The following is a 19315-nucleotide window of genomic DNA, read 5'->3' as shown; positions in this document are numbered from 1 at the left end:
CGGTGTTCTTGATCTCGGTCGGCGGCTTGATCCAGTCCAGCCGCTGCGCCTGCTCGGCCCAGAACCCCTCGGGGTCCTCGACAGACCGCTTGTACAGCGCGTCGTAGCGCGCAAGGTCGACGTGGGCGTTTTTGACCAGGGCTTCGGACGGGGGGTAAGTGGTGCTCATCGGGCTCTCCTCCAGAAACAACTCGGGGGCAGAGAACAAGTCCCGGCCCCCGAAATCAAGTGGTGCGTTGGTCGCGTGGGCGCGGGTCAGATCGCGAGGTATTCAGCCCTGAGCGACTCGTTCTCCAGCACTTCGGCGGCGCTGCCGTCGAAGACGATGGACCCGGTGTCGAGGATCACCGCACGGTCGGCCAGTTGCAGCGCGCGCACGGCGTTCTGCTCGACGATGATCGTGGTCATGCCCTGTTCCTTGATGTGGCGCAGGGTCTTTTCGATCTCGTCGACGATGACCGGGGCGAGGCCTTCGTAGGGTTCGTCCAGCAGCAGCACCTTGAGGTCACGGGCCAGCGCGCGGGCGATGGACAGCATCTGCTGTTCGCCGCCCGAAAGCGTCGTGCCTTCCTGCTTGCGGCGTTCGCCGAGGCGCGGAAAGAGATCGTAGAGCCGTTCGATCGACCAGCCGATCGGCGGGGCGATCTGCGCCAGTTGCAGGTTCTCCTCGACCGTGAGGCCGGGGATGATGCGCCGGTCCTCGGGGACGAGCCCCAGGCCCACCGACGCGGCCTCGTGGCTTTTCATGCGGTGCAGCGGCTGGTGGTCCAGCCAGATCTCGCCGTGGTTGACCTGCGGGCTGTCCAGCCGCGCGATGGAGCGCAGCGTGGTGGTCTTGCCGGCGCCGTTGCGGCCCAGCAGGGCCAGGATCTCGCCTTCGTGAACGTTGAAGCTGATGCCCTGCACGATGTAGCTTTCGCCGTAGTACGAGTGCATGTCGTAGACCGACAGGAAGGCGGGCGCCGTCTCTGCCATGTTGGAATTCTTGGAGAAATCGGGACGGACGTTCATCGTTTTCTACTCCCGTCCCGGGCCTGGCCCGGGACCTCGTGGTTGGTGGGAGGCCCCGGCGCAGGTCCGGGGCGCGCGCGACGGGGTCAGGCGTGGGTTTCGCCCAGGTAGGCTTCCTGCACCTTGGGGTGGCCCTTGATCTTTTCGGGCACATCCTCGACCAGCGGCGTACCCTGTGCCAGGACGGTGATGCGGTCGGCCAGCGAGAACACGACGTGCATGTCGTGCTCGATGATGGCGATGGTGATGTCGCGCTTCTGCTTGATCTCCTTGAGCAGGTCGATCGTATTGTTGGTGTCGGCGCGCGCCATGCCGGCGGTGGGTTCGTCCAGCAGCAGCAGCTTGGGATTCTGCACCAGGCACATTGCCATCTCCAGCCGCCGCTTGTCGCCGCGTGACATCGAGGCCGAGTGCATGTGGCGCTTGTCCAGCATGTTCACGTCCTCGAGCATCCGCTCGGCCTCGGCGATCAGCTCGCGCTCGTCGGCCACCGACTCGAAGGCATGCAGGCGGTAGGAGCCGTCCCGCTTGGCAAAAAGCGGGATCATCATGTTCTCGAACACCGTGAGATCGCCAAAGATCTCGGGGGTCTGGAACACGCGGGAGATGCCCATCTGGTTGATCTCGTGCGGGCTGCGGCCCAGCACCGACTGGCCGTTGAACATCACCGACCCGGTGTCGGGGATCAGCTTGCCGACGAGGCAGTTCAGCAGCGTCGACTTGCCCGCCCCGTTGGGGCCAATGATCGCGTGGCAGGTGTTTTCCTGGATCGAGAGGTTCACGTCCGACAGCGCCTTGAGGCCGCCGAACCGCTTGCCCACATCCTTGACTTCAAGAATTCCCATGGGTCTCTCTCCTTATTCCGCGGGTTCGGTCTTGGCCGACTTGGCGGCGTCGGCCTTCTTGCGGCCGAACAGCCGGGCGATGCGCTGACCCCCTTCGACGAGGCCGCCGGGCAGGAAGATCACGACCATCATGAACATCAGGCCCAGCGTCAGGTGCCAGCCCTTGCCGACGAAGGGATGCACGATGGCGACGATGAAGTCCTCGAGGCCGTCAGGCATGAAGCTGAACCAGGTGTGCAGGACGTTGTCGTTGATCTTGGAGAAGATGTTCTCGAAGTACTTGATCATGCCGGCGCCCAGAACCGGGCCGATCAGCGTGCCCGCGCCGCCGAGGATGGTCATCAGAACCACCTCGCCGGAGGCGGTCCATTGCATCCGCTCGGCCCCGGCCAGCGGGTCCATCGAGGCCATCAGGCCGCCTGCGAGACCGGCGTACATGCCCGAGATCACGAAGGCGGCAAGCGTGTAGGGCTTGGGGTTCAGGCCGGTGTAGTTCAGGCGCTGCTGGTTCGACTTGATCGCGCGCAGCATCATTCCGAAGGGCGACCGGAAGATCCGGATCGACAGGTAGAAGGACAGCAGCATCACGATGGCGCAGACGTAGTAACCCGACGAGAAGGTGAAGTCCCACGGCCCGACGTCGAGGTTGAAGGATGACCGCATCTCGAGCCCGAAGAGGTTGGTCACCGGGATCGAGCCGTCGGCGGTCTGGCTCACGCCCAGGATGCGGGGATCGTCCAGCGTCAGTTGCAGGCCGGTTTCGCCGTTGGTGATCGGGGTGAGCACCGAGTAGGCCAGCGCAAAGGACATCTGCGCAAAGGCCAGCGTCAGGATCGAGAAGTAGATCCCCGATCGCCGCAGCGAGATGAAGCCGATCAGCAGCGCGAACAGCCCGGCGATGACGACCGACAGGATGATCGCCGGGATGATGTTCATCGACAGCAGCTTGAACATCCAGACCGCCGAGTACGAGCCGACGCCCAGGAAGGCGGCGTGACCGAACGACAGGTAGCCGGTCAGGCCAAAGAGGATGTTGAAGCCGATGGCGAAGATCCCGAAGATCACGAAGCGCTGCATCAGGTCCGGGTAGCCGGCATTGAACTGCGCAAGGCCGCTGTCCGAGGGAAAGGGGTTGAGGATGAAGGGCGCGCACATTGTCAGCAGCGCCACGATGATCAGCAGGGTGCTGTCTTTCTTGTCGAGTCCGAACATGGGCTTACTCCATCACGCCTTTGCGTCCCATCAGACCGCGCGGACGGGTCAGAAGGATGACGATGGCGACAAGGTAGATGATGATCTGGTTGATGCCGGGAAGGGTGGTGGTGGCCCAGGTCGTCGAGGCAAAGCTCTCGAGGACGCCCAGCAGGAACCCGGCCGCGACGGCGCCCGGCAGCGAGCCCATCCCGCCGACCACGACCACCACAAAGCTGAGCACCAGGAAATCCATGCCCATGTGATAGTTTGGCGCGTTGATCGGCCCGTACATCACCCCCGCAAGACCCGCGACCGCGGCGGCGAGGCCGAACATGAAGGTGAACCGCTTGTCGATGTCGATGCCCAGAAGGCCCACGGTCTCGCGGTCGGCCATGCCGGCGCGCACGACCATGCCGAAGGTGGTGAACTGCAGAAAGGCAAAGACGGCGCCGATGATGACCATCGCAAAGCAGAAGTAGACGATCCGCCAGATCGGGTAGGAGACGCTTTCCATCAGCATTGCCACGCCGTTCAGCGCCGCGGGAGCGGGCGTCTGGATCGGGTTGGCGCCGAAGTAGGCCTTGATGATCTCCTGGAGCACGATGGCCAGGCCGAAGGTCACCAGGATCTGGTCGGCGTGCGGACGCTTGTAGAAATGCTTGATCAGGCCGCGTTCCATGACGTAGCCGATCGCCAGCATGATCGGGATCGCGAACAGCACGGCCAGAGGCACCGACCATTCGATGATGCTGCCGCCCAGTTCCGGCCCGAAAATGTCCTCGACATAGGTCGTCGTGACCTTGAGCGGGTTGCCCAGGAAATCGGTGCGCGTGGGATCGACCGTCTCGTAGCCCAGCGCCAGGATGCGCTGGAGCGTAACCGCGCAAAAGGCGCCGATCATGAACAGCGCGCCGTGCGCGAAGTTGACGACACCGAGCGTGCCGAAGATCAGCGTCAGGCCAAGCGCGATCAGCGCATAGTTCGAACCCTTGGAGAGTCCGTCGAGTAATTGCACAAGGATTGCGTCCATTGTCCCGCCCTTTTCGGAAAATGACAAGGTCGGCACCGGACTGCCGACAGGGGGAGGAAAAGAGCAGGACGGGCCGTGGCCCGCCCCGCCATTTTCAGGGGGTCATGCCCCGGGGTTGCAGGACCCCAGCGCACCGCCCGCGAACATCGGGTGATCCGGTGCGTATTCCACCTGGGCGCGCGGCGTGATCTCGACGATTTCGAGCGTGTCGAATTCGGTTGTCGGGTTCTCGGCGCCGCGCACGACCAGCACGTCCTTGAAGCACTGGTGGTCGTCGGCACGGTAGAGGGTCGGGCCGTTGCCCAGACCGTCGAACTCGAAGCCCTCGAGGGCCTCGACGACGGCGCAGGGGTTGAACGAGCCGGCGCGCGCCACGGCGTCCGCATAGAGCAGGACCTGGGCATAGCAGGTGTGCGCCGAGTTCGACGGCGGGCGGCCGTACTTTTCGCCGAAGGACTTGACGAATGCCTTGGTGCCTTCGTCCTGCAGCTGCCAGTTCCAGTTCATCGAGCCCAGCACGCCCTTGATGTTGGCGCCGGCACCGGCGGCCATCAGTTCGGAGTACAGCGGGACGACGATCTCGAACTGCTTGCCGTTGACCATCTTGTCACGCAGGCCGAACTGCACGGCGTTGGTGAGCGAGTTCACCATGTTCCCGCCGTAGTGGTTGAGCACCAGCACGTCTGCGCCGGAGTTCAGCACCGGCGCGATGTAGGACGAGAAGTCCGTTGCCGCGAGCGGGGTCAGCACGTTGTTGACGGTTTCCCAACCCATCGCCTCGGTCGAGGCCTGGATCGACTCCTGCTGGGTCCAGCCCCAGTTGTAGTCGGCGGTCAGGTGATAGGCGCGGCGGTCCTTGCCGTAGGCGTTCGCCAGCACCGGCGCCAGCGCGGCACCCGACATGTAGGCGTTGAAGAAGTGACGGAAACCGTTCGCCTTCTTGTCCTTGCCGGTGGTGTCGTTGGCGTGGGTCAGACCCGCCATGAAGATCACGCCGGCTTCCTGGCAGAGACCCTGCACGGCAACGGCCACGCCCGAGGACGAGCCGCCGTTGATCATGATCGCGCCGTCCTTCTCGATCATCGACTTGGCCGATGCGCGGGCAGCGTCAGACTTGGTCTGGGTGTCGCCGGTGACGAACTGGACTTTCTTGCCGAGGATGCCGTTGCCCTGAAGCGCCTTCGAGGAGAAGGTGTTCAGCATGCCGCCATCGCCTTCACCGTTCAGGTGTTGGACGGCAAGTTCCTGTGCGCGCAGTTCGTCGAGGCCTTCGTCCGCGTAGGGGCCGGTCTGCGGCACGTTGAACCCGAGTGTCACGGTATCGCCGGTGGGCGCGTTGGTGAAACCCGAGTGGCTGGCTGCGGACAGGTATGTAGGCAAAGCCAACCCGGCGCCGGCGGCCGCACCGGTCTTGATCACGCCGCGGCGCGTCACATTCAGTCTGGACATGAAATCCTCCCGTTTCGAGATATCCGCCCCGGGTTCTCCTCAACACGCGGGGCGATCGCACAGTTGTGCAAATGCAATATGGCAGGCAGACGGAAAACCGCGCAACAACTGCTTTACTCACAACAATTTTTTTGTGAACATCTGAAAAGCCGTCGGCCTGATGCTGTAAAGGAGTTTATGTTGCGTCGCAGAAAGCCCTTGAAAGCTCATAGGAAAGCAGCATGCCCCGCGACACCCTGACAGGGTCCCGCATTCGTGAGCGACGCGTGCTGCGTGGCCTCAAACAGACGGACCTTGCGCGCGAAGCGGGAATTTCGGCCTCGTACCTCAACCTGATCGAGCACAACCGCCGCAGAATCGGCGGAAAACTGTTGCTGACCATCGCCGAGATCCTTGGCGTCGAGCCGGGCGCGCTGACCGAAGGGGCGGGGGCAACGCTGGTCGCCAACCTGCGCGAGGCGGCGTCCGACATGCCGGAGGCGGGCGCCGAGATCGACCGGGTGGACGAGTTTGCCGGGCGGTTTCCGGGCTGGGCGCAGCTGCTGGCGCGCAGCCGGTCCCGCGTCTCGCAGTTGGAGCGCAGCCTCGAGACCTTGAACGACCGGATGACTCATGACCCGCACCTGGCCGCCTCGTTGCACGAGATGCTGTCGACGGTGACGGCGATCCGGTCGGCGGCCTCCATCCTGGCCGAGCCGGGCGAGATCGACGCCGAATGGCAGGCCCGGTTCCATCGCAACATCTACGAGGACAGCGGTCGCCTGGCAGAGACGAGCCGCGGCCTTGTGACCTACCTCGAGGCGGACGAGACGTCGAACCTGGACACCGGCGCGCCGCAGGAGGAACTGGACACGGCGCTGGAAAAGGCCGGTCACGCGGTTGCCGAACTGGAGGCCGGCGCAAACGTGGCCGCAGCGCTCCAGCGTCTCGGCAAGGGCCTGTCGACCCCGGCGCGCGGGTTGCTGCGGGCCTGGCTGGAGCGCTACGCCGCCGACGCCCGGGCCTTGCCGATCGAGGTCCTGCGTCCGGCCATCGCGTCGCACGGTCCCGATACCGCGGCTCTGGCCGGCGTGCTGGAGGCCGATCCGGCGCGGATCATGCGGCGGCTTGCGGCGATGCCGGCGGAGGTGCTGCCGACCCCGGTAGGGCTGGCGATCTGCGATGCCTCGGGGGTGCTGATCTACCGCAAGCCGTTGCCGGATTTCCCGATGCCGCGATTCGGCGCCGCCTGTCCGCTGTGGCCGCTGTACCGCGTGCTCAGCCGGCCGCACGTCATCATCGCCGGCCCGGTGATGCAGACCGGCCGCGGCGGTGTCGCGCTCTGGTCCGAGGCGCTGGCGACGCCGATGGGCGGACCCGCGGTCAACGCCGATCCGCTCTACCAGGCGCACATGCTGGTGCGGCCGCTGCCGGTGGGCGTCGAGGCTCCGCCGACGCTGGCGCCGCTGGGCCTGGCCTGCCGGGTCTGTCCGCGCGACGCCTGCCCGGGGCGGCGCGAACCGTCGATCCTGGCCACCTCGCCGCGGCGATGAGGCGGTCGCCGCGCGACGTTCGTTCGGTGCAATCGGGAAAAAAACCGTGGGTGGACAACTGTATTTTGACACTTGGGTTCGGAACGGAATAATCTTTCGCTACTGCCGGTCAGGACGGATGCCACAACAAGAGCCTGGAGGCAGGACACCCGGGGGGAAATACATGGTCGGACAGGTTCTGCTGATCGAGGACGAGCCGAACATCATCGAGGCGATCCGCTTCATCCTGTCGCGTGACGGCTGGCAGGTGCACACCCATTCCAACGGAGTCGATGCCGCGCAGATCGTGCGTGAGCGCGCCCCGGACGTGGTGATCCTGGACGTCATGCTGCCGGGCCGGTCGGGCTATGACATCCTGCGCGAACTGCGCGAGGATCCCGCCCACGTCAACCTGCCGGTGCTGATGCTGACCGCGCGCGGCCAGAGCAAGGACCGCGAGATGGCCGAGCGCGCCGGCGCCAGCCGCTTCATGACCAAGCCCTTCTCCAACGCCGAGGTGCTCGACGCGGTGCGGGCCCTGTCGGCGCAATGACCCGCCCGCCGGGCTATCCGCCGCCGCGCGCGCCGATGCAGGTGGTGCCGCACCAGATCGAGCGGCAGACCTTTCGCCGCCGACGCCTGATCGACGCGGCCTGCGCGCTGCCTCTGGTCGGCTGGGTACTGTGGTGGCTGCCGCTGATGTTCCACCACAGCGAGACACCGGTCCCGGCCTCGCTGGCGCTGATCTACATCTTTGGCGTGTGGCTGGGGCTGGCGCTGATCGCGGCGCGGCTGGTGCGCCTGCTCGAAGCCGCGCGCGCGGTCGATCCGCCGGCCGGGGAGGCGTCCCGGTGAGCACGGTCAACGCGCTTGCGGCGATTTCGATCGCCTATGTCACCCTGCTGTTTTCCGTCGCCTTCTTCGCGGAACGCGCGGCGCGGGGCGGGCGGGCGCGGTGGATGCGCGCGCCGCTGGTCTACACGCTGTCGCTGTCGATCTATTGCACCGCCTGGACCTTTTACGGCGCAGTCGGAAGTGCTGCGCGCAACGGTCTTGAATACCTGACGATCTACCTTGGTCCCAGCCTGGTGATGATCGGCTGGTGGTGGATCCTGCGCAAGCTGGTGCGCATCGGCCGCAACCAGCGCATCACCTCGATCGCCGACCTGATCTCGTCCCGCTATGGCAAATCGAACCTGCTGGGCATCGGGGTCACCTTCCTCGCGGTGGTCGGCGCGACGCCCTACATCGCGCTTCAGTTGCAGTCGGTCACCCTTTCGGTCGAGGTTTTCAGCCGGAACGATGGCACGGCCGCGGTCAACCTGTCGAACACGGCCTTCTGGGTGGCGGTCGGGCTGGCGGTGTTCACCGTCATCTTCGGCACGCGCAACCTGGACGCCAACGAGCGGCACCATGGCGTGGTCATGGCCATTGCCGTCGAGGCGGTGGTCAAGCTCTTTGCCCTGCTGGCGGTGGGCGGGTTCGTCGTCTGGGGGCTGTCGGGCGGCGTGGGCGCCACGCTGGCGCGCATCGACGCCTCGCCGCTGGGGACATGGTCGGTCAACAACGGGCGCTGGGCCGGGCTGATGTTCCTGTCGGCGGCGGCCTTTCTGTGCCTGCCGCGCATGTTCCAGGTGCTGGTGGTCGAGAACGACAACGACGCGCAGCTGCGCATGGCCGCCTGGGCCTTTCCGCTGTACCTGATGCTGATGAGCCTGTTCATCGTGCCGATCGCGGTGGTCGGGCTCGACCTGTTGCCGCAGGGATCGAACCCTGACCTTTTCGTGCTGACGCTGCCTTTGTCCCAAGGGCAGGAGGGGTTGGCGGTGCTGGCCTTCCTGGGCGGCTTCAGCTCGGCCACGTCAATGGTGATCGTCGCGGCCATCGCCCTGTCGACCATGGTGTCGAACCACATCGTCATGCCGGTCTGGCTGCGCCTTCGCCAGGGCACCGCCAGCGTGTCGGGCGACGTGCGCCACGTTGTCCTGCTGTCGCGGCGGCTGTCCATCGCGGGTGTGCTGCTGCTGGGCTATCTCTACTACGCGCTGTCGGGCGGCGGGACCGAACTGGCCGCGATCGGGCTGATTTCCTTTACCGGGCTTGCGCAGGTGCTGCCGGCGATGCTGGGTGGCATCTTCTGGCGGGGGGCAACGCGCATCGGCGCGCTGGCCGGGCTGACCGTCGGTTTCGGCATCTGGATGTACACGCTCTATTTGCCCAGTTTCGGCCTGGGCACGGTGCTGCCGGCCTCTTGGTTCACCGACGGACCGTTCGGCATCATGGCGCTGCGCCCCGAGGCATTGTTCGGTATCTCGCTGGATGACCGCCTGCTGCACGCGATGTTCTGGAGCCTCTTGTGCAACGGGCTGATCTTTGTGATCGCCTCTCTGCTGAGCGATGCTTCGCCGCTGGAACGGTTGCAGGGGGCGCAGTTCGTCTCGGCGCAGCAGGCGGGCACCGGCCCGCGCAGCTGGCTCCAGGGCACCGCGCAGAGCGAGGACCTGATGGTCATGACGCAGCGCATCCTGGGCGCCGAGGAGGCGCAGGCGCTGTTCCTGCGCGAGGCGCGGCGGCAAGGGGTCGAGGGCGACCTGCCCGCGCCGACGCCGGATTTCCTGCAGGTGCTGGAACGCGAACTGGCCGGGTCGGTGGGGGCCGCCACGGCGCACGCCATGGTGGGGCAGATCGTCGGCGGGGCCATGGTCTCGGTCGAGGACCTGATGGCCGTGGCCGACGAGACGGCGCAGATGATGGAGTATTCCGCCCGGCTCGAGGCGCAGTCGCAGGAACTGTCGCGCACCGCCGCAGAACTGCGCCGCGCCAATGACAAGCTGACGCGCCTGTCGGTGCAGAAGGACGCCTTTCTCAGCCAGATCAGCCACGAGCTGCGCACCCCCATGAGTTCGATCCGCGCCTTTTCCGAGATCCTGCGCGACGCCCAGGGGCTGACCCGTTCGGAACAGAATCGCTATGCCTCGATCATCCATGACGAGGCGATGCGCCTGACCCGGCTGCTGGATGACCTGCTGGACCTGTCGGTGCTGGAGAACGGCCAGGTCAGCCTGAACCTGGCGCAGGGCCGGCTGGAAGACGTGCTGGACCGCGCCGTGTCGGCCGCTTTGGCGGACGAGGCGGCCTCGGGGCTGCGGGTCAGGCGGCGCCGGGTCAACGAACAGGTCTGGCTGACGACCGACGTGGAGCGGCTGAGCCAGGTCTTCATCAACCTGATCTCGAACGCGCAGAAATACTGCGATGCCGAGGACAAGGAACTGGAAATCAGCGTGACCGAGGCGCATGGCCAGCTGTTGGTGGATTTCATTGACAATGGTTCCGGCGTGGCACCCGAGGCACAGGACGTGATCTTCGAGAAATTCGCCCGGGTGAGCGACCAGAAGGCCGGCGGCGCGGGCCTCGGGCTGGCGATTTCGCGCCAGATCGTGACCCGGCTGGGCGGTGAGGTCAGCTATTTGCCCGACCGCGGCGGCGCGGCCTTTCGGGTGGCGCTGCCGCTGCGCCGGGAACTTGCGGCGCAATGAACCTCCGGGCGGAAATCTGACCGAATCCGCGAAGCGTTAAAGCCCTTGGTAACCAAATCGCACCATAACGGGGGCTGGAGGCAGTTTATGACGGGCATTTATCTGCATGGCTGACGGCGCACGCACAGACGTCCTGGGTCAGAAGGCTCAAGCCGCACAGCGGGCCTATGAGGCCCGGGGCATGTCCATGCCCAAGGCGCTGCGTCGCGCCCTGTCGCGGACAGCCGACATCCTTTGGGACCTGGCCCTGGTCACGCAGGCCGTGACGGTCGAGATGCTGGACCAGGACGAGGTGGTCGAGGCGCTGGGGCCGCGCGACCTGCTGATCCTGCTTGACGGGCCAGAGGGGCTGGTCGGTGTCGCCTCCGTCGCGCGCGAGGTGATGACCGGCGTGATCGAGGTGCAGACCATCCAGCAGGTCACCCAGATGCCGGTCGACGAGGACCGCGTGCTGACCCAGACCGACGCGGCCATGATGGCGCCGTTGCTGGACGGCACGCTGAGCCGGATGGCCGACACCCTGGTCGACCATCCGTTGCACGGGCAGCTCACAGGCTACCGTTTCGGCGCGATGATCGAGGATTCGCGCAGCGCGGGCCTGCTGCTGGACGCCGCCGCCTACCGCGCCTTCCGCGCCGAGGTCGATCTTGCGCTGGGCCGTCGCCGCGGTGCCCTGACCCTGTTCCTGCCCGAACGCCGCCTGAAACCCGGGCAAGGGGAGGCCGACACGAGCCCCGGACCGCACGAGGAACAGCTGAGCCGCGTGCCCGCGCGGCTGGATGCGGTTCTGACCCGGGTCAAGCTGCCGCTTCGCAAGGCCGAAGCGCTCAAGCCCGGGGACCTGCTGCCGCTGCCGCCCGACGTGCTGGACAAGGTCGAGATCACCGCCGGGCGCGGCCAGCTTGTCGCGCGTGCGCGCCTGGGGCAGCTCAACGGAGCGCGCGCGGTCCGGCTGCAATGGCCTGTCGCCGGGGGCGCAGCCAAGGCGGCGGCCGGGGCCGCCGCCGCAGCCGCGGAAGAGGCATTGACCGATTTCTCCGGTGTGCCGGACACCCCGGACGTGCCGGCCCTGGCCAAACCGGCCGCCGTGCCGGCGCCGGAAGAGTTGCCGGATCTGCCGTCGCTCGACTTTGCGGCGGATGCGGCGGATTTCGACTTTGGCGGCATCGGGGACGGCGACGATGACGCACTTCCGATGGAGTCGCTGCCGGACATCGACATGAGCGACGGCTTTTCCTCGGCGGCCATGGAGTTCGATTTCGACGAGCAGTGAGGATCCGGATCGGAAAGACCCTGACCACGGCAAGGTCTGACCGCGCAGCCCTCATAAAAGCAAAACGTCCGGCCAGGTCGGCCGGACGATTCATTTCGATCCGGGGAGTCAGGCGCCTCAGGAGCCTGCCAGTTCCTCCAGCGTGGGGCGCAAGCCGCGCAGGTCGTAGCCCGCCCGCGCCGCCGCCTCGATCACCGCGTCGACCCCCAGGCTTTCGGCCTGGCCCAGCGCCCAGATGACCGAGCAGCGGGTGCCCGACGCGCAGTAGGCCAGCACGGGACCGTCGGCGCTGTCGACCAGTTCTGACTGCCGCAGGATGTTCTCGGCGGTCATGGTCTGGTGGGTCAGCGGCAGGACCTCGAAACGCAGGCCCGCCGCCTCGACCGCTTCGCGCATGGCTGCGGCCTGATGCGACGGCGGAACCTCCGCGTCGGGACGGTTGCAGATCACGAGGGAGTATCCCGCCGCCTTGATCGCGGGCGCATCGCCCGGATCGATCTGCGGCGAGACATGGTAGCGGGGCGTGAGGGGGCGCGGTGTCATGGCGCAGGTTTATTCCGCCGGAACGAGCCTGTCCAGCCGTGCCCGCAGCAGCGGCGCGACCAGCATCCCGCCCACCATCGCGGCGACGAAGACATACAGGCCCGGCCCGCCATAGCTGAGCGCGGCGATCGACGGCCCGGGGCAGAGCCCGGCCAGACCCCAGCCCATGCCGAACATAACCGAGCCGAGGATCAGCTTGCCGTCGATCTCCTTTGACGGCGGCGGCGGCAGCGGTTCGCCGGTCAGCGACATGGTACGGCGGTTGCGTACGATCCAGGCCAGCGCCATCGGGATCATCGCGCCGCCCATGACAAAGGCCAGCGTCGGATCCCAGGCTCCGAAGACGTCCAGCCAGCCCTGCACCTTGGTGGTGTCGGTCATGCCGGAGACGAACAGCCCGCCGCCAAAGAGGCCGCCGGCGAGGAAGGCAATCAGAAGACGGGACATGTCAGATCACTCCCAGCAGGTGACGGAACAGGATGACACCAAGGCCGCCGGCCAGGATGTAGCAGACCGTCGCGACGATCCCGCGGACCGACAGGCGCGACATTCCGCAGACGCCATGGCCGGAGGTGCAGCCGTTGGCAATGCGGGTGCCGACGCCCACCAGGATGCCGGCGGCGGCATAGATGGGATAGTTGTCGGTGATGTGCGGGTCCACCTCGCGGTAGAACGGCATCAGCAGCACCGGCACCAGCGCGACGCCGACCAGGAAGATGATCCGCTCGGCCGCAGTGGACCAGCCCGAGCCGTCCACCAGCCCGCCGATGATGCCGCTGGCGCCCATGATGCGCCCGTTTCCAAGCAGGTAGACGGCCCCGCCGGTGCCGATCAGCAAGCCGCCGATCAGGCCCCAGATCCAGTCGATAGGCATGTTTTGCATTTCCTTCGTGTTGTCCAATTGACTCCGGTTCGCACGGGGCGCGGTGCAGGATCGGCGCGGGGCCGGTCCTGCCGCGATGAGTCAGAGTTTGTTGACGGGCACCTTGAGGAAGACGTCGCCCTTTTCGTCCGCCGGCGGCATCTGGCCGGCGCGCATGTTCACCTGAAGCGAGGGGATGATCAGCTTGGGCATCGCCAAGGTCGCGTCGCGCGCATCGCGCATCTTGACGAACTCTTCCTTGGACTTGCCCGCGCCGACGTGCACGTTCAGCGCCTTCTGGGCGCCTACCGTGGTTTCCCAGGCATAGTCCTCGCGACCCGGCGCCTTGTAGTCGTGGCCGACAAAGACGCGCGTCTCGTCCGGCAAGGCCAGGATCTTCTGCACCGAGTCGAACATGGTCTCGGACGAGCCGCCCGGGAAGTCGCAGCGCGCGGTGCCGAAGTCCGGCATGAACAGCGTGTCGCCGACAAAGGCCGCGTCGCCGATGACGTAGGTCAGGCAGGCGGGCGTGTGGCCGGGGGTGTGCAGCACGTCGCCGCGCAGCTGGCCGATGTGAAAGCTGTCGCCCTCGACGAACAGCTTGTCGAATTGCGAGCCGTCGCGCTGGAACTCGGTGCCTTCGTTGAAGACCTTGCCGAATGTGTCCTGCACGATCTTGATGCGGTCGCCGATGCCGATCTTGCCGCCCAGCTTTTCCTGGATGTAGGGCGCGGCGGACAGGTGGTCGGCGTGGACGTGGGTTTCGAGCAGCCACTGGCACTCGTAGCCCTTGTCCTTGACGAAACTGATGATGGCGTCGGCCGAGCGGGTGTCGGTGCGGCCCGAGGAATAGTCGAAGTCCAGAACGCTGTCGATCACCGCGCAGGCGCTGCCGTTCGGGTCGCGCACGACGTAGGAGATCGTGTTGGTGGCTTCGTCGAAAAAGGCAGTGACTTCGGGTTTCATGGGATGGTCCCTCCTGACGTTTCGGAATTCATATACACAATCATGAATATGTTTCAAGAGGGAAGGTGCAATTGACTTGCATCAAGGCCCCCTTTGCGACGCTTTGACAGTGTGGGTCTCGGACTTAGGAGACACATGCATCATGTCGCATCATGCACAGAAACTTGCCCTGCTGGAACGCCTGCGCGCGCTGGGCGTGCAACTCGAGGAAATCGAGGACGCGCTGGAGGCGCCGCATTCCAAGGACTGGGAAGAGATGGCGGTCGAACGCGAGGGTGAAGAAGTGCTGGAGCGGCTTGGCGAAAAGGGGCAGGCCGAGGTGGCCCGCATCAAGGCCGCGCTGGCCCGCATGGCACAGGGAACCTACGGGGAATGCACGCGATGCGGCGACGAAATTTCCCCCGAGCGGCTGCGCGTGCTGCCCGAGACACCGCTGTGCGCCGCCTGCGCGGCGTCGGTCTGATCACTGGAACAACACGGGAGCAAGGAACATGTCGGAACAACTGAAAGCACGGCTGGAGGTGTTGCGCAAAGAGATCGCAGGAACCAGGGGCGATACCCGGCTGGAGTTGCTGGAGCATCTCGAACAGGCGGTTCACGGGCTCGAAGGGGTCGGCGAAGAGATCCCGGCCTGGGCGCGCGAGATGGTCGAGAAGGCGCACGAGGCCGACGTCGAGGACGGATTTGACAACATGCCCGTCTGAGCGCGTCCCGGTGCGATCAGACGGGTGGGCAAGGCGGTTTTGCGCAGCGCGAAAAATCCGCAGCCCACGCGGTGCCTTTCCGGGTGGGCGGCTGTGACCGCGTCCCCGGCGCGAACAGACGGGTCAGCACGGCGGTTTTGCGCCGCCGCGAGCCTGTGTTGTGTTGCCGTGCCGCCCGTGCAGTGGGTTTAGATAAACATTCGCTTGAACGCATCTCCGCGCTGACCCTAATGTCCGGCCGAATCAAGGGGTGCGGAATGACCTATTGCGTGGGAATGATGCTGGACCGGGGGCTGGTCTTCATGTCGGACACCCGGACCAACGCGGGCTTGGACAACATATCGACCTTCGGAAAGATGAAGACCTGGGAGGCCGAGGGCGATCGGGTCATCACGCTCTTGTGCGCCGGCAACCTTGCCACGACGCAGGCCGTCGTCAGCGAACTGGACGAGCGGGCCAAGGCGCACCGTGACCGCAACCCTTCGCTGTTCGAGATGCCGTCGATGTACCAGATGGCGCGGCTGGTGGCGGATACGCTGCGCGACGTGATCCAGCGCAACTCGGACACCGGCCAGCGCGCCGACAGCGTTTTCAATGCCACGCTGATCCTTGGCGGGCAGATCGCCGGCGGGCCGCCGCGGCTGTTCCTGATCTACCCCGAAGGCAACTTCATCGAGGCGGGCAGCGACACGCCCTTCTTCCAGATCGGCGAGATCAAGTACGGCCGGCCGATCCTCGTGCGGGCCTATGATCCGGCGCTCAGCTTCGAGGAGGCGATGAAACTGCTGCTGGTGAGCTTTGACAGCACGGTCAAGGCCAACCTGACCGTCGGCGCGCCGTTCGATTTCCACCTCTACACGGTCGACAGCCTGGTTCGGGGCCAGATCGGGCGGATCGAGCAGGACGATCCCTATTTCCAGACCATCAGCCAGGGCTGGGGCGATGCGCTGAAGCAGGCGCTGGACAGCCTGCCGGCCTTCGGGGCCGAACTGCCGCAACCAACGCCCTGAGGAACCGTCAGACGGCCGTCCCCGGGCGCTCGTGACGGCCGGAACGGCATCCGGGCGGGCAGCTGGCCCGCCTCAAGGCGTGAGCAGGCGCACGCCCGGAATGGCCGCGATGGTTTCGAGGTCTTCCTCGTAAAGCTCGGTCAGCATGTCCACATAGGCGCCGTCCCAACCGGGAAGGTCCAGTTCCTGCTCAATCTCCTCGTCGATCGCGTATTTGTCGAGGAAGGCCATCATCACGCGCCGCTTCTGGCCTTCGGTGATCGTCGGGTTTTCCTTCAGGAAGGCCCGGAACCGCACCATCCCCTCGCGCGAGATGATCTGCGCATAGAGATCAAAGGCGCCGGTGATCTTGCGGGTCAGCGCAATTCCCGCCATCTCGCGGATGATCTGACCCCAGAGCAGGGGGGTGTCCTCATTGCACCACAGGGTGAAGGGAACCTCCGGCAACGCCTGGCGCATGCGCCGGACAAGGTCGGACCACCGAAAGTGCATGGGGTTCACACCTTCCATGAAGACCCCGAAGTCCGTGTGCGGCGTGGCGGCAAAGGCGGCGGGCAGAAAGCTGGCCGGGTCGCGCAGGCCCATGAAGACCTCGATCCGGTCGGCGGCGAAGATCCCGGCAAAGGTCTGTAGCCGCGTCTCTGCCCGCTGGTAGACATGCCCGCCCTGGAACATGAGCTTGGGCACGGAAAAGAAGTTGTCGTTCGACAGCACCAGGCGCGAGACCTGGCCCGGGTCCTCCTGCAATATGGCGTCCAGCAGGATTTCCCGTGCGTCGGGATTGGGGATGCCGCCGCGCAACTTGTTGAGCGACTCGGTGAGCAGGGCGCGGTACTTGGACGGCCCCGGAATGGCGACGCCTTCATGCCGCCAGGCTTCGGCATTGCGCAGAAGGCATTTCAGGAGACGATCGTCGTCGGTGCAGTGCACACCGGCGTGAAGGATGACCTGCATGGGGCACCGGTTCTTGTTGGCTCTGCGCCAATATACGCGGTCCAATGGCGAGGAACACCTGATATGCGGGGGGCCAGCCCGGCGGGGTGTCAAATCGGGTCTTCCGTTGCGCCCCAAGACGGGATAAACCATCCCTACACGTGGCCCGCGCGGCGCGTGAGGCGCCCCTATAGCTCAGCTGGTAGAGCAACTGATTTGTAATCAGTAGGTCCGCGGTTCGAGTCCGTGTGGGGGCACCACTGTCAAGCCTGAAAATCAAAGAAATACAGGTTTTCCTGAGGTTTCCTGTGGTTTTGCCCCACGAATCTGCCACACAACGTGTCCCACATGCCCTTGAGTCCGGCTCAGCTGAGCCTCGCAGGCCAATGGGCTTTTCCAGCCGAGTGCGGAGTGGCGTCAAATGAAAGGAACAGCGCGCCGCTTTCCGACAACCACAGGGCGTTGATGATGTGACCGCCCCCTGACGGCATCAACGCCATGACAAGTATCGAACTTCGGGTGCGGTGGTGGGGGCCGGGCCGCGCCGGCCACCAAAATGATGGCCGAGGGACTATGCACTCCTCAGTCGGACACGGAGCGGCGATGCATAGTCGCCGCGCCGATCCCAAATGGCACGTGATCGTTCTGCGATGCGTGTGATGAACTGGTTCCTCATATCGGCTGGACCGGTCAATAGAACAAAATGTGCCTGCGCTCTCGAGGCTGCCACGTTGATGAGACGTCTACCTGTGTCGCTGTTGAGGAACGAGCTCCCAGCATCAACAGGGTCGAAGATCACGATCTTCTTTTCGCTTCCCTGCGCACGGTGAACTGTACTCACTTTGATGTTCCGCCGCCCGCCGCGACCAAGCATGCCCCGGATCAGCTCGCGCTGTGCCCTGAAGGGTGTCAAGATCATAATATCTTCGGGCTCCGCGTACGAACCCAGGAGTTCGTCAATCATTGCCGCGATGATTTCCGCTGATTGATACCGGATCTTCCCATTGTACTTCTTCGACCATGTGGCTTCACCCGCACGATCATCGATCATGACTCGCGGCATCTCTCGACCATTCAGGAACCAGGGACTGCGATCTTTCTTCCAGGCTACGTCGCGCGCAGCTTTCTGGCAAACAATGAGCTGATCGTCATAGAACGTGTGGGATACGACGTCACACACGCCTTGGCACATTCGAGATTGTTCGTTCAAGAAAACGCTGGGCGCTTCTTTGAACACGTCGAAGGCAGTCTTGCCCAGGATCGTTCCGGCGGAGATGTCATCGGTTTGGACGATTGGCGCGAGTTGTTTCGGGTCCCCGGCAAAGGTTACACAGTGGGCTTTGCTGGCAACCATCAAAGCCGCGGGTAGCGGGATCTGGCTCGCCTCATCGGCAAGCGCGAAATGCCATCCTTTCGGGATATCGTCAAAATGCCGGAAAAAAGAATTAGTCGTAATGGCGATCAGACGTGATTGGCTGCAAGTATAGGCAATATCCGCCTTCAGCCTCTTTCGCGCCTCGGCCAGCTTCTCCTTCCAGATGACGTACTTTTCGATGTCTGTCTTGGAGGGTTCCTCACTTTCCAGTAGTCCAACCTCCACGGATGCCGCATACACACCGCTTGGGAGCAAATGGTTGCGCCCCGAAAACTTGCTGGTTTCAAAGCGAGAGCCGATGCGCTTCATTGTCTCCCGCAGATCTTCACGACCAATCTTTTGAAGCCAGTCGTCCGCGGACAGAAGCGCGGAATCCACGGCTGTATTGGTCGGGCCGCTCACCAGGATCTTGCAGTCTGGAAATCGCGTCAAGAGATATGCAATCATCCCGCCAATGGTATATGTCTTGCCTGTGCCTGGTGGGCCGTGGAGCAGGCCGACACGACTGAGCGGCAGTGAAACTGCTTCGGATTGCCTTGCGCGAAGCTGGTTGAATTCCGCTGGAAGCGGTTTGCTCTCGAATGCTGCAGGTGCCTTGGCTCTCTTGAGGAGCTTTGCAGCCTTCTTCAGGTGGCAAGGTGTATCCCATAACTCGATCAATGGAGTTAGGAAATCTTCGGGATAGAGTGTGACCCGGCTGTCAACTTCGGGAAGAGGGCCGCTCACGTATTTCAGCGCGAGCTCACCGCGATCAGGGTCAACGGCGACAACCTTGCCTCGTCCCGGAAGATCTCCGAACCAGACGGCCTTTGAATCTTCCAGGCTTTCATCGAGGGCTGAGCTTCTGCGGCCATCTCGAACGGGTTCCGCCGCTATCAGAGTCAATTCGCCTTGTCGTCTTGTGGATAGGACTTTGAAGGCAAGACCAATCTGAGCGGCCGCCCGTTCAGACTTGAGTGCTGAGATGATTCTTTCCGGTGTTATCGGCATATTGCTTCACAGGTGTCGAATGCTTTAGATAGTTGATTTGGAGAGCTGGTTTTTACTGCGGATTCTCGATTTTCTTTGGCTGT

General features: G+C 64.6%; 20 protein-coding genes and 1 tRNA gene. 9 read left to right on the top strand and 12 right to left on the bottom strand.

Annotated elements, in window-relative coordinates; all coding sequences use genetic code 11:
- From MAA8898_RS22480 to MAA8898_RS22455, 6 genes are all read right to left on the bottom strand, one after another.
- On the bottom strand, window positions 1-169 hold a 169-nt coding region (locus tag MAA8898_RS22480), incomplete at its 3' end, for an acetyl-coenzyme A synthetase N-terminal domain-containing protein (RefSeq protein ID WP_141194924.1).
- A gap of 86 nt (window positions 170-255) precedes the next feature.
- Window positions 256-1011 carry an ABC transporter ATP-binding protein gene (locus MAA8898_RS22475; RefSeq protein WP_094023268.1) on the bottom strand — a complete coding sequence of 252 codons (756 nt, stop codon included), beginning with the start codon at window positions 1009-1011 and terminating at the stop codon, window positions 256-258.
- An 86-nt stretch (window positions 1012-1097) separates the two neighbouring features.
- Complete coding sequence (locus MAA8898_RS22470; RefSeq protein WP_094023267.1) at window positions 1098-1856, bottom strand: ABC transporter ATP-binding protein; 759 nt, start codon at window positions 1854-1856, stop codon at window positions 1098-1100.
- A gap of 12 nt (window positions 1857-1868) precedes the next feature.
- On the bottom strand, window positions 1869-3068 hold the full coding sequence (locus tag MAA8898_RS22465; RefSeq protein ID WP_094023266.1) for a branched-chain amino acid ABC transporter permease: 1200 nt from the start codon (window positions 3066-3068) through the stop codon (window positions 1869-1871).
- Window positions 3069-3072: 4 nt separating this feature from the next.
- Complete coding sequence (locus MAA8898_RS22460) at window positions 3073-4080, bottom strand: branched-chain amino acid ABC transporter permease (RefSeq protein WP_094023265.1); 1008 nt, start codon at window positions 4078-4080, stop codon at window positions 3073-3075.
- A 102-nt stretch (window positions 4081-4182) separates the two neighbouring features.
- Complete coding sequence (locus MAA8898_RS22455; protein WP_094023264.1) at window positions 4183-5529, bottom strand: substrate-binding protein; 1347 nt, start codon at window positions 5527-5529, stop codon at window positions 4183-4185.
- 221 nt (window positions 5530-5750) lie between these two features.
- Here MAA8898_RS22455 and MAA8898_RS22450 point away from each other — a divergent pair, with 221 nt between their 5' ends.
- The 5 genes from MAA8898_RS22450 (at window position 5751) to MAA8898_RS22430 (ending at window position 11849) form a co-directional block, all read left to right on the top strand.
- On the top strand, window positions 5751-7061 hold the full coding sequence (locus MAA8898_RS22450) for a helix-turn-helix domain-containing protein (RefSeq protein ID WP_094023263.1): 1311 nt from the start codon (window positions 5751-5753) through the stop codon (window positions 7059-7061).
- 163 nt (window positions 7062-7224) lie between these two features.
- Window positions 7225-7593 carry a response regulator transcription factor gene (locus MAA8898_RS22445; protein ID WP_094023262.1) on the top strand — a complete coding sequence of 123 codons (369 nt, stop codon included), beginning with the start codon at window positions 7225-7227 and terminating at the stop codon, window positions 7591-7593.
- On the top strand, window positions 7590-7895 hold the full coding sequence (locus MAA8898_RS22440; protein ID WP_094023261.1) for a hypothetical protein: 306 nt from the start codon (window positions 7590-7592) through the stop codon (window positions 7893-7895). Before MAA8898_RS22445 ends, MAA8898_RS22440 begins: the two co-directional genes overlap by 4 nt.
- Entirely contained in the window at window positions 7892-10576 is a 2685-nt protein-coding gene (locus MAA8898_RS22435; protein WP_094023260.1) for an ATP-binding protein, read from the top strand. The genes MAA8898_RS22440 and MAA8898_RS22435 overlap by 4 nt, the downstream gene beginning before the upstream one ends.
- 181 nt (window positions 10577-10757) lie before the next feature.
- Window positions 10758-11849 (top strand): FliM/FliN family flagellar motor C-terminal domain-containing protein, encoded by a 1092-nt coding sequence (locus tag MAA8898_RS22430; RefSeq protein ID WP_094023259.1) that lies wholly within the window; start codon window positions 10758-10760, stop codon window positions 11847-11849.
- A 117-nt stretch (window positions 11850-11966) separates the two neighbouring features.
- Here MAA8898_RS22430 and MAA8898_RS22425 read toward each other — a convergent pair whose 3' ends face one another.
- From MAA8898_RS22425 to MAA8898_RS22410, 4 genes are all read right to left on the bottom strand, one after another.
- A complete protein-coding gene (locus MAA8898_RS22425) occupies window positions 11967-12392 on the bottom strand; it encodes a protein tyrosine phosphatase family protein (protein ID WP_094023258.1) in 426 nt (141 codons plus the stop codon).
- A 9-nt stretch (window positions 12393-12401) separates the two neighbouring features.
- Complete coding sequence (locus tag MAA8898_RS22420; protein WP_094023257.1) at window positions 12402-12839, bottom strand: DUF6691 family protein; 438 nt, start codon at window positions 12837-12839, stop codon at window positions 12402-12404.
- A 1-nt stretch (window position 12840) separates the two neighbouring features.
- On the bottom strand, window positions 12841-13266 hold the full coding sequence (locus tag MAA8898_RS22415) for a YeeE/YedE family protein (protein ID WP_094023272.1): 426 nt from the start codon (window positions 13264-13266) through the stop codon (window positions 12841-12843).
- 90 nt (window positions 13267-13356) lie between these two features.
- Window positions 13357-14220, bottom strand: a complete 864-nt coding sequence (locus tag MAA8898_RS22410) for an MBL fold metallo-hydrolase (protein ID WP_094023256.1) — start codon at window positions 14218-14220, stop codon at window positions 13357-13359.
- Between the two features lie 142 nt (window positions 14221-14362).
- Between MAA8898_RS22410 and MAA8898_RS22405 the strand changes: the two genes are divergently transcribed.
- The 3 genes from MAA8898_RS22405 (at window position 14363) to MAA8898_RS22395 (ending at window position 15934) form a co-directional block, all read left to right on the top strand.
- Complete coding sequence (locus tag MAA8898_RS22405) at window positions 14363-14683, top strand: TraR/DksA family transcriptional regulator (protein WP_094023255.1); 321 nt, start codon at window positions 14363-14365, stop codon at window positions 14681-14683.
- A gap of 28 nt (window positions 14684-14711) precedes the next feature.
- Entirely contained in the window at window positions 14712-14924 is a 213-nt protein-coding gene (locus MAA8898_RS22400) for a hypothetical protein (protein WP_094023254.1), read from the top strand.
- A 257-nt stretch (window positions 14925-15181) separates the two neighbouring features.
- Complete coding sequence (locus tag MAA8898_RS22395; RefSeq protein WP_176445282.1) at window positions 15182-15934, top strand: proteasome-type protease; 753 nt, start codon at window positions 15182-15184, stop codon at window positions 15932-15934.
- 72 nt (window positions 15935-16006) lie between these two features.
- Here MAA8898_RS22395 and MAA8898_RS22390 read toward each other — a convergent pair whose 3' ends face one another.
- Window positions 16007-16888 carry a hypothetical protein gene (locus tag MAA8898_RS22390; RefSeq protein ID WP_094023252.1) on the bottom strand — a complete coding sequence of 294 codons (882 nt, stop codon included), beginning with the start codon at window positions 16886-16888 and terminating at the stop codon, window positions 16007-16009.
- 163 nt (window positions 16889-17051) lie between these two features.
- Between MAA8898_RS22390 and MAA8898_RS22385 the strand changes: the two genes are divergently transcribed.
- Window positions 17052-17127 (top strand) — tRNA-Thr (locus MAA8898_RS22385).
- Between the two features lie 311 nt (window positions 17128-17438).
- Here the strand turns inward: MAA8898_RS22385 and MAA8898_RS22380 are convergent.
- Window positions 17439-19232: a DEAD/DEAH box helicase gene (locus MAA8898_RS22380; protein ID WP_094023251.1), complete on the bottom strand. Its 1794-nt coding sequence runs from the start codon at window positions 19230-19232 to the stop codon at window positions 17439-17441.
- Window positions 19233-19315: the final 83 nt, after the last annotated feature.

Origin of the sequence: Antarctobacter aquimaris, from assembly GCF_900184945.1 — a bacterium.
Classification (GTDB): Bacteria; Pseudomonadota; Alphaproteobacteria; order Rhodobacterales; family Rhodobacteraceae; genus Maliponia; species Maliponia aquimaris.
The sequence above is the reverse complement of the archived record's forward strand: the minus strand, read 5'-3'. Positions and strand labels throughout refer to the sequence as shown.

Coding starts and splice junctions, on each gene's coding strand:
- MAA8898_RS22470 (WP_094023267.1), bottom strand. CDS start 1,856: ATGGGAATTCTTGAAGTCAAGGATGTGGGCAAGCGGTTCGGCGGCCTC.
- MAA8898_RS22410 (WP_094023256.1), bottom strand. CDS start 14,220: ATGAAACCCGAAGTCACTGCCTTTTTCGACGAAGCCACCAACACGATC.
- MAA8898_RS22450 (WP_094023263.1), top strand. CDS start 5,751: ATGCCCCGCGACACCCTGACAGGGTCCCGCATTCGTGAGCGACGCGTG.
- MAA8898_RS22415 (WP_094023272.1), bottom strand. CDS start 13,266: ATGCCTATCGACTGGATCTGGGGCCTGATCGGCGGCTTGCTGATCGGC.
- MAA8898_RS22380 (WP_094023251.1), bottom strand. CDS start 19,232: ATGCCGATAACACCGGAAAGAATCATCTCAGCACTCAAGTCTGAACGG.
- MAA8898_RS22395 (WP_176445282.1), top strand. CDS start 15,182: ATGACCTATTGCGTGGGAATGATGCTGGACCGGGGGCTGGTCTTCATG.
- MAA8898_RS22400 (WP_094023254.1), top strand. CDS start 14,712: ATGTCGGAACAACTGAAAGCACGGCTGGAGGTGTTGCGCAAAGAGATC.
- MAA8898_RS22445 (WP_094023262.1), top strand. CDS start 7,225: ATGGTCGGACAGGTTCTGCTGATCGAGGACGAGCCGAACATCATCGAG.
- MAA8898_RS22390 (WP_094023252.1), bottom strand. CDS start 16,888: ATGCAGGTCATCCTTCACGCCGGTGTGCACTGCACCGACGACGATCGT.
- MAA8898_RS22465 (WP_094023266.1), bottom strand. CDS start 3,068: ATGTTCGGACTCGACAAGAAAGACAGCACCCTGCTGATCATCGTGGCG.
- MAA8898_RS22460 (WP_094023265.1), bottom strand. CDS start 4,080: ATGGACGCAATCCTTGTGCAATTACTCGACGGACTCTCCAAGGGTTCG.
- MAA8898_RS22455 (WP_094023264.1), bottom strand. CDS start 5,529: ATGTCCAGACTGAATGTGACGCGCCGCGGCGTGATCAAGACCGGTGCG.
- MAA8898_RS22425 (WP_094023258.1), bottom strand. CDS start 12,392: ATGACACCGCGCCCCCTCACGCCCCGCTACCATGTCTCGCCGCAGATC.
- MAA8898_RS22475 (WP_094023268.1), bottom strand. CDS start 1,011: ATGAACGTCCGTCCCGATTTCTCCAAGAATTCCAACATGGCAGAGACG.
- MAA8898_RS22440 (WP_094023261.1), top strand. CDS start 7,590: ATGACCCGCCCGCCGGGCTATCCGCCGCCGCGCGCGCCGATGCAGGTG.
- MAA8898_RS22430 (WP_094023259.1), top strand. CDS start 10,758: ATGTCCATGCCCAAGGCGCTGCGTCGCGCCCTGTCGCGGACAGCCGAC.
- MAA8898_RS22405 (WP_094023255.1), top strand. CDS start 14,363: ATGTCGCATCATGCACAGAAACTTGCCCTGCTGGAACGCCTGCGCGCG.
- MAA8898_RS22420 (WP_094023257.1), bottom strand. CDS start 12,839: ATGTCCCGTCTTCTGATTGCCTTCCTCGCCGGCGGCCTCTTTGGCGGC.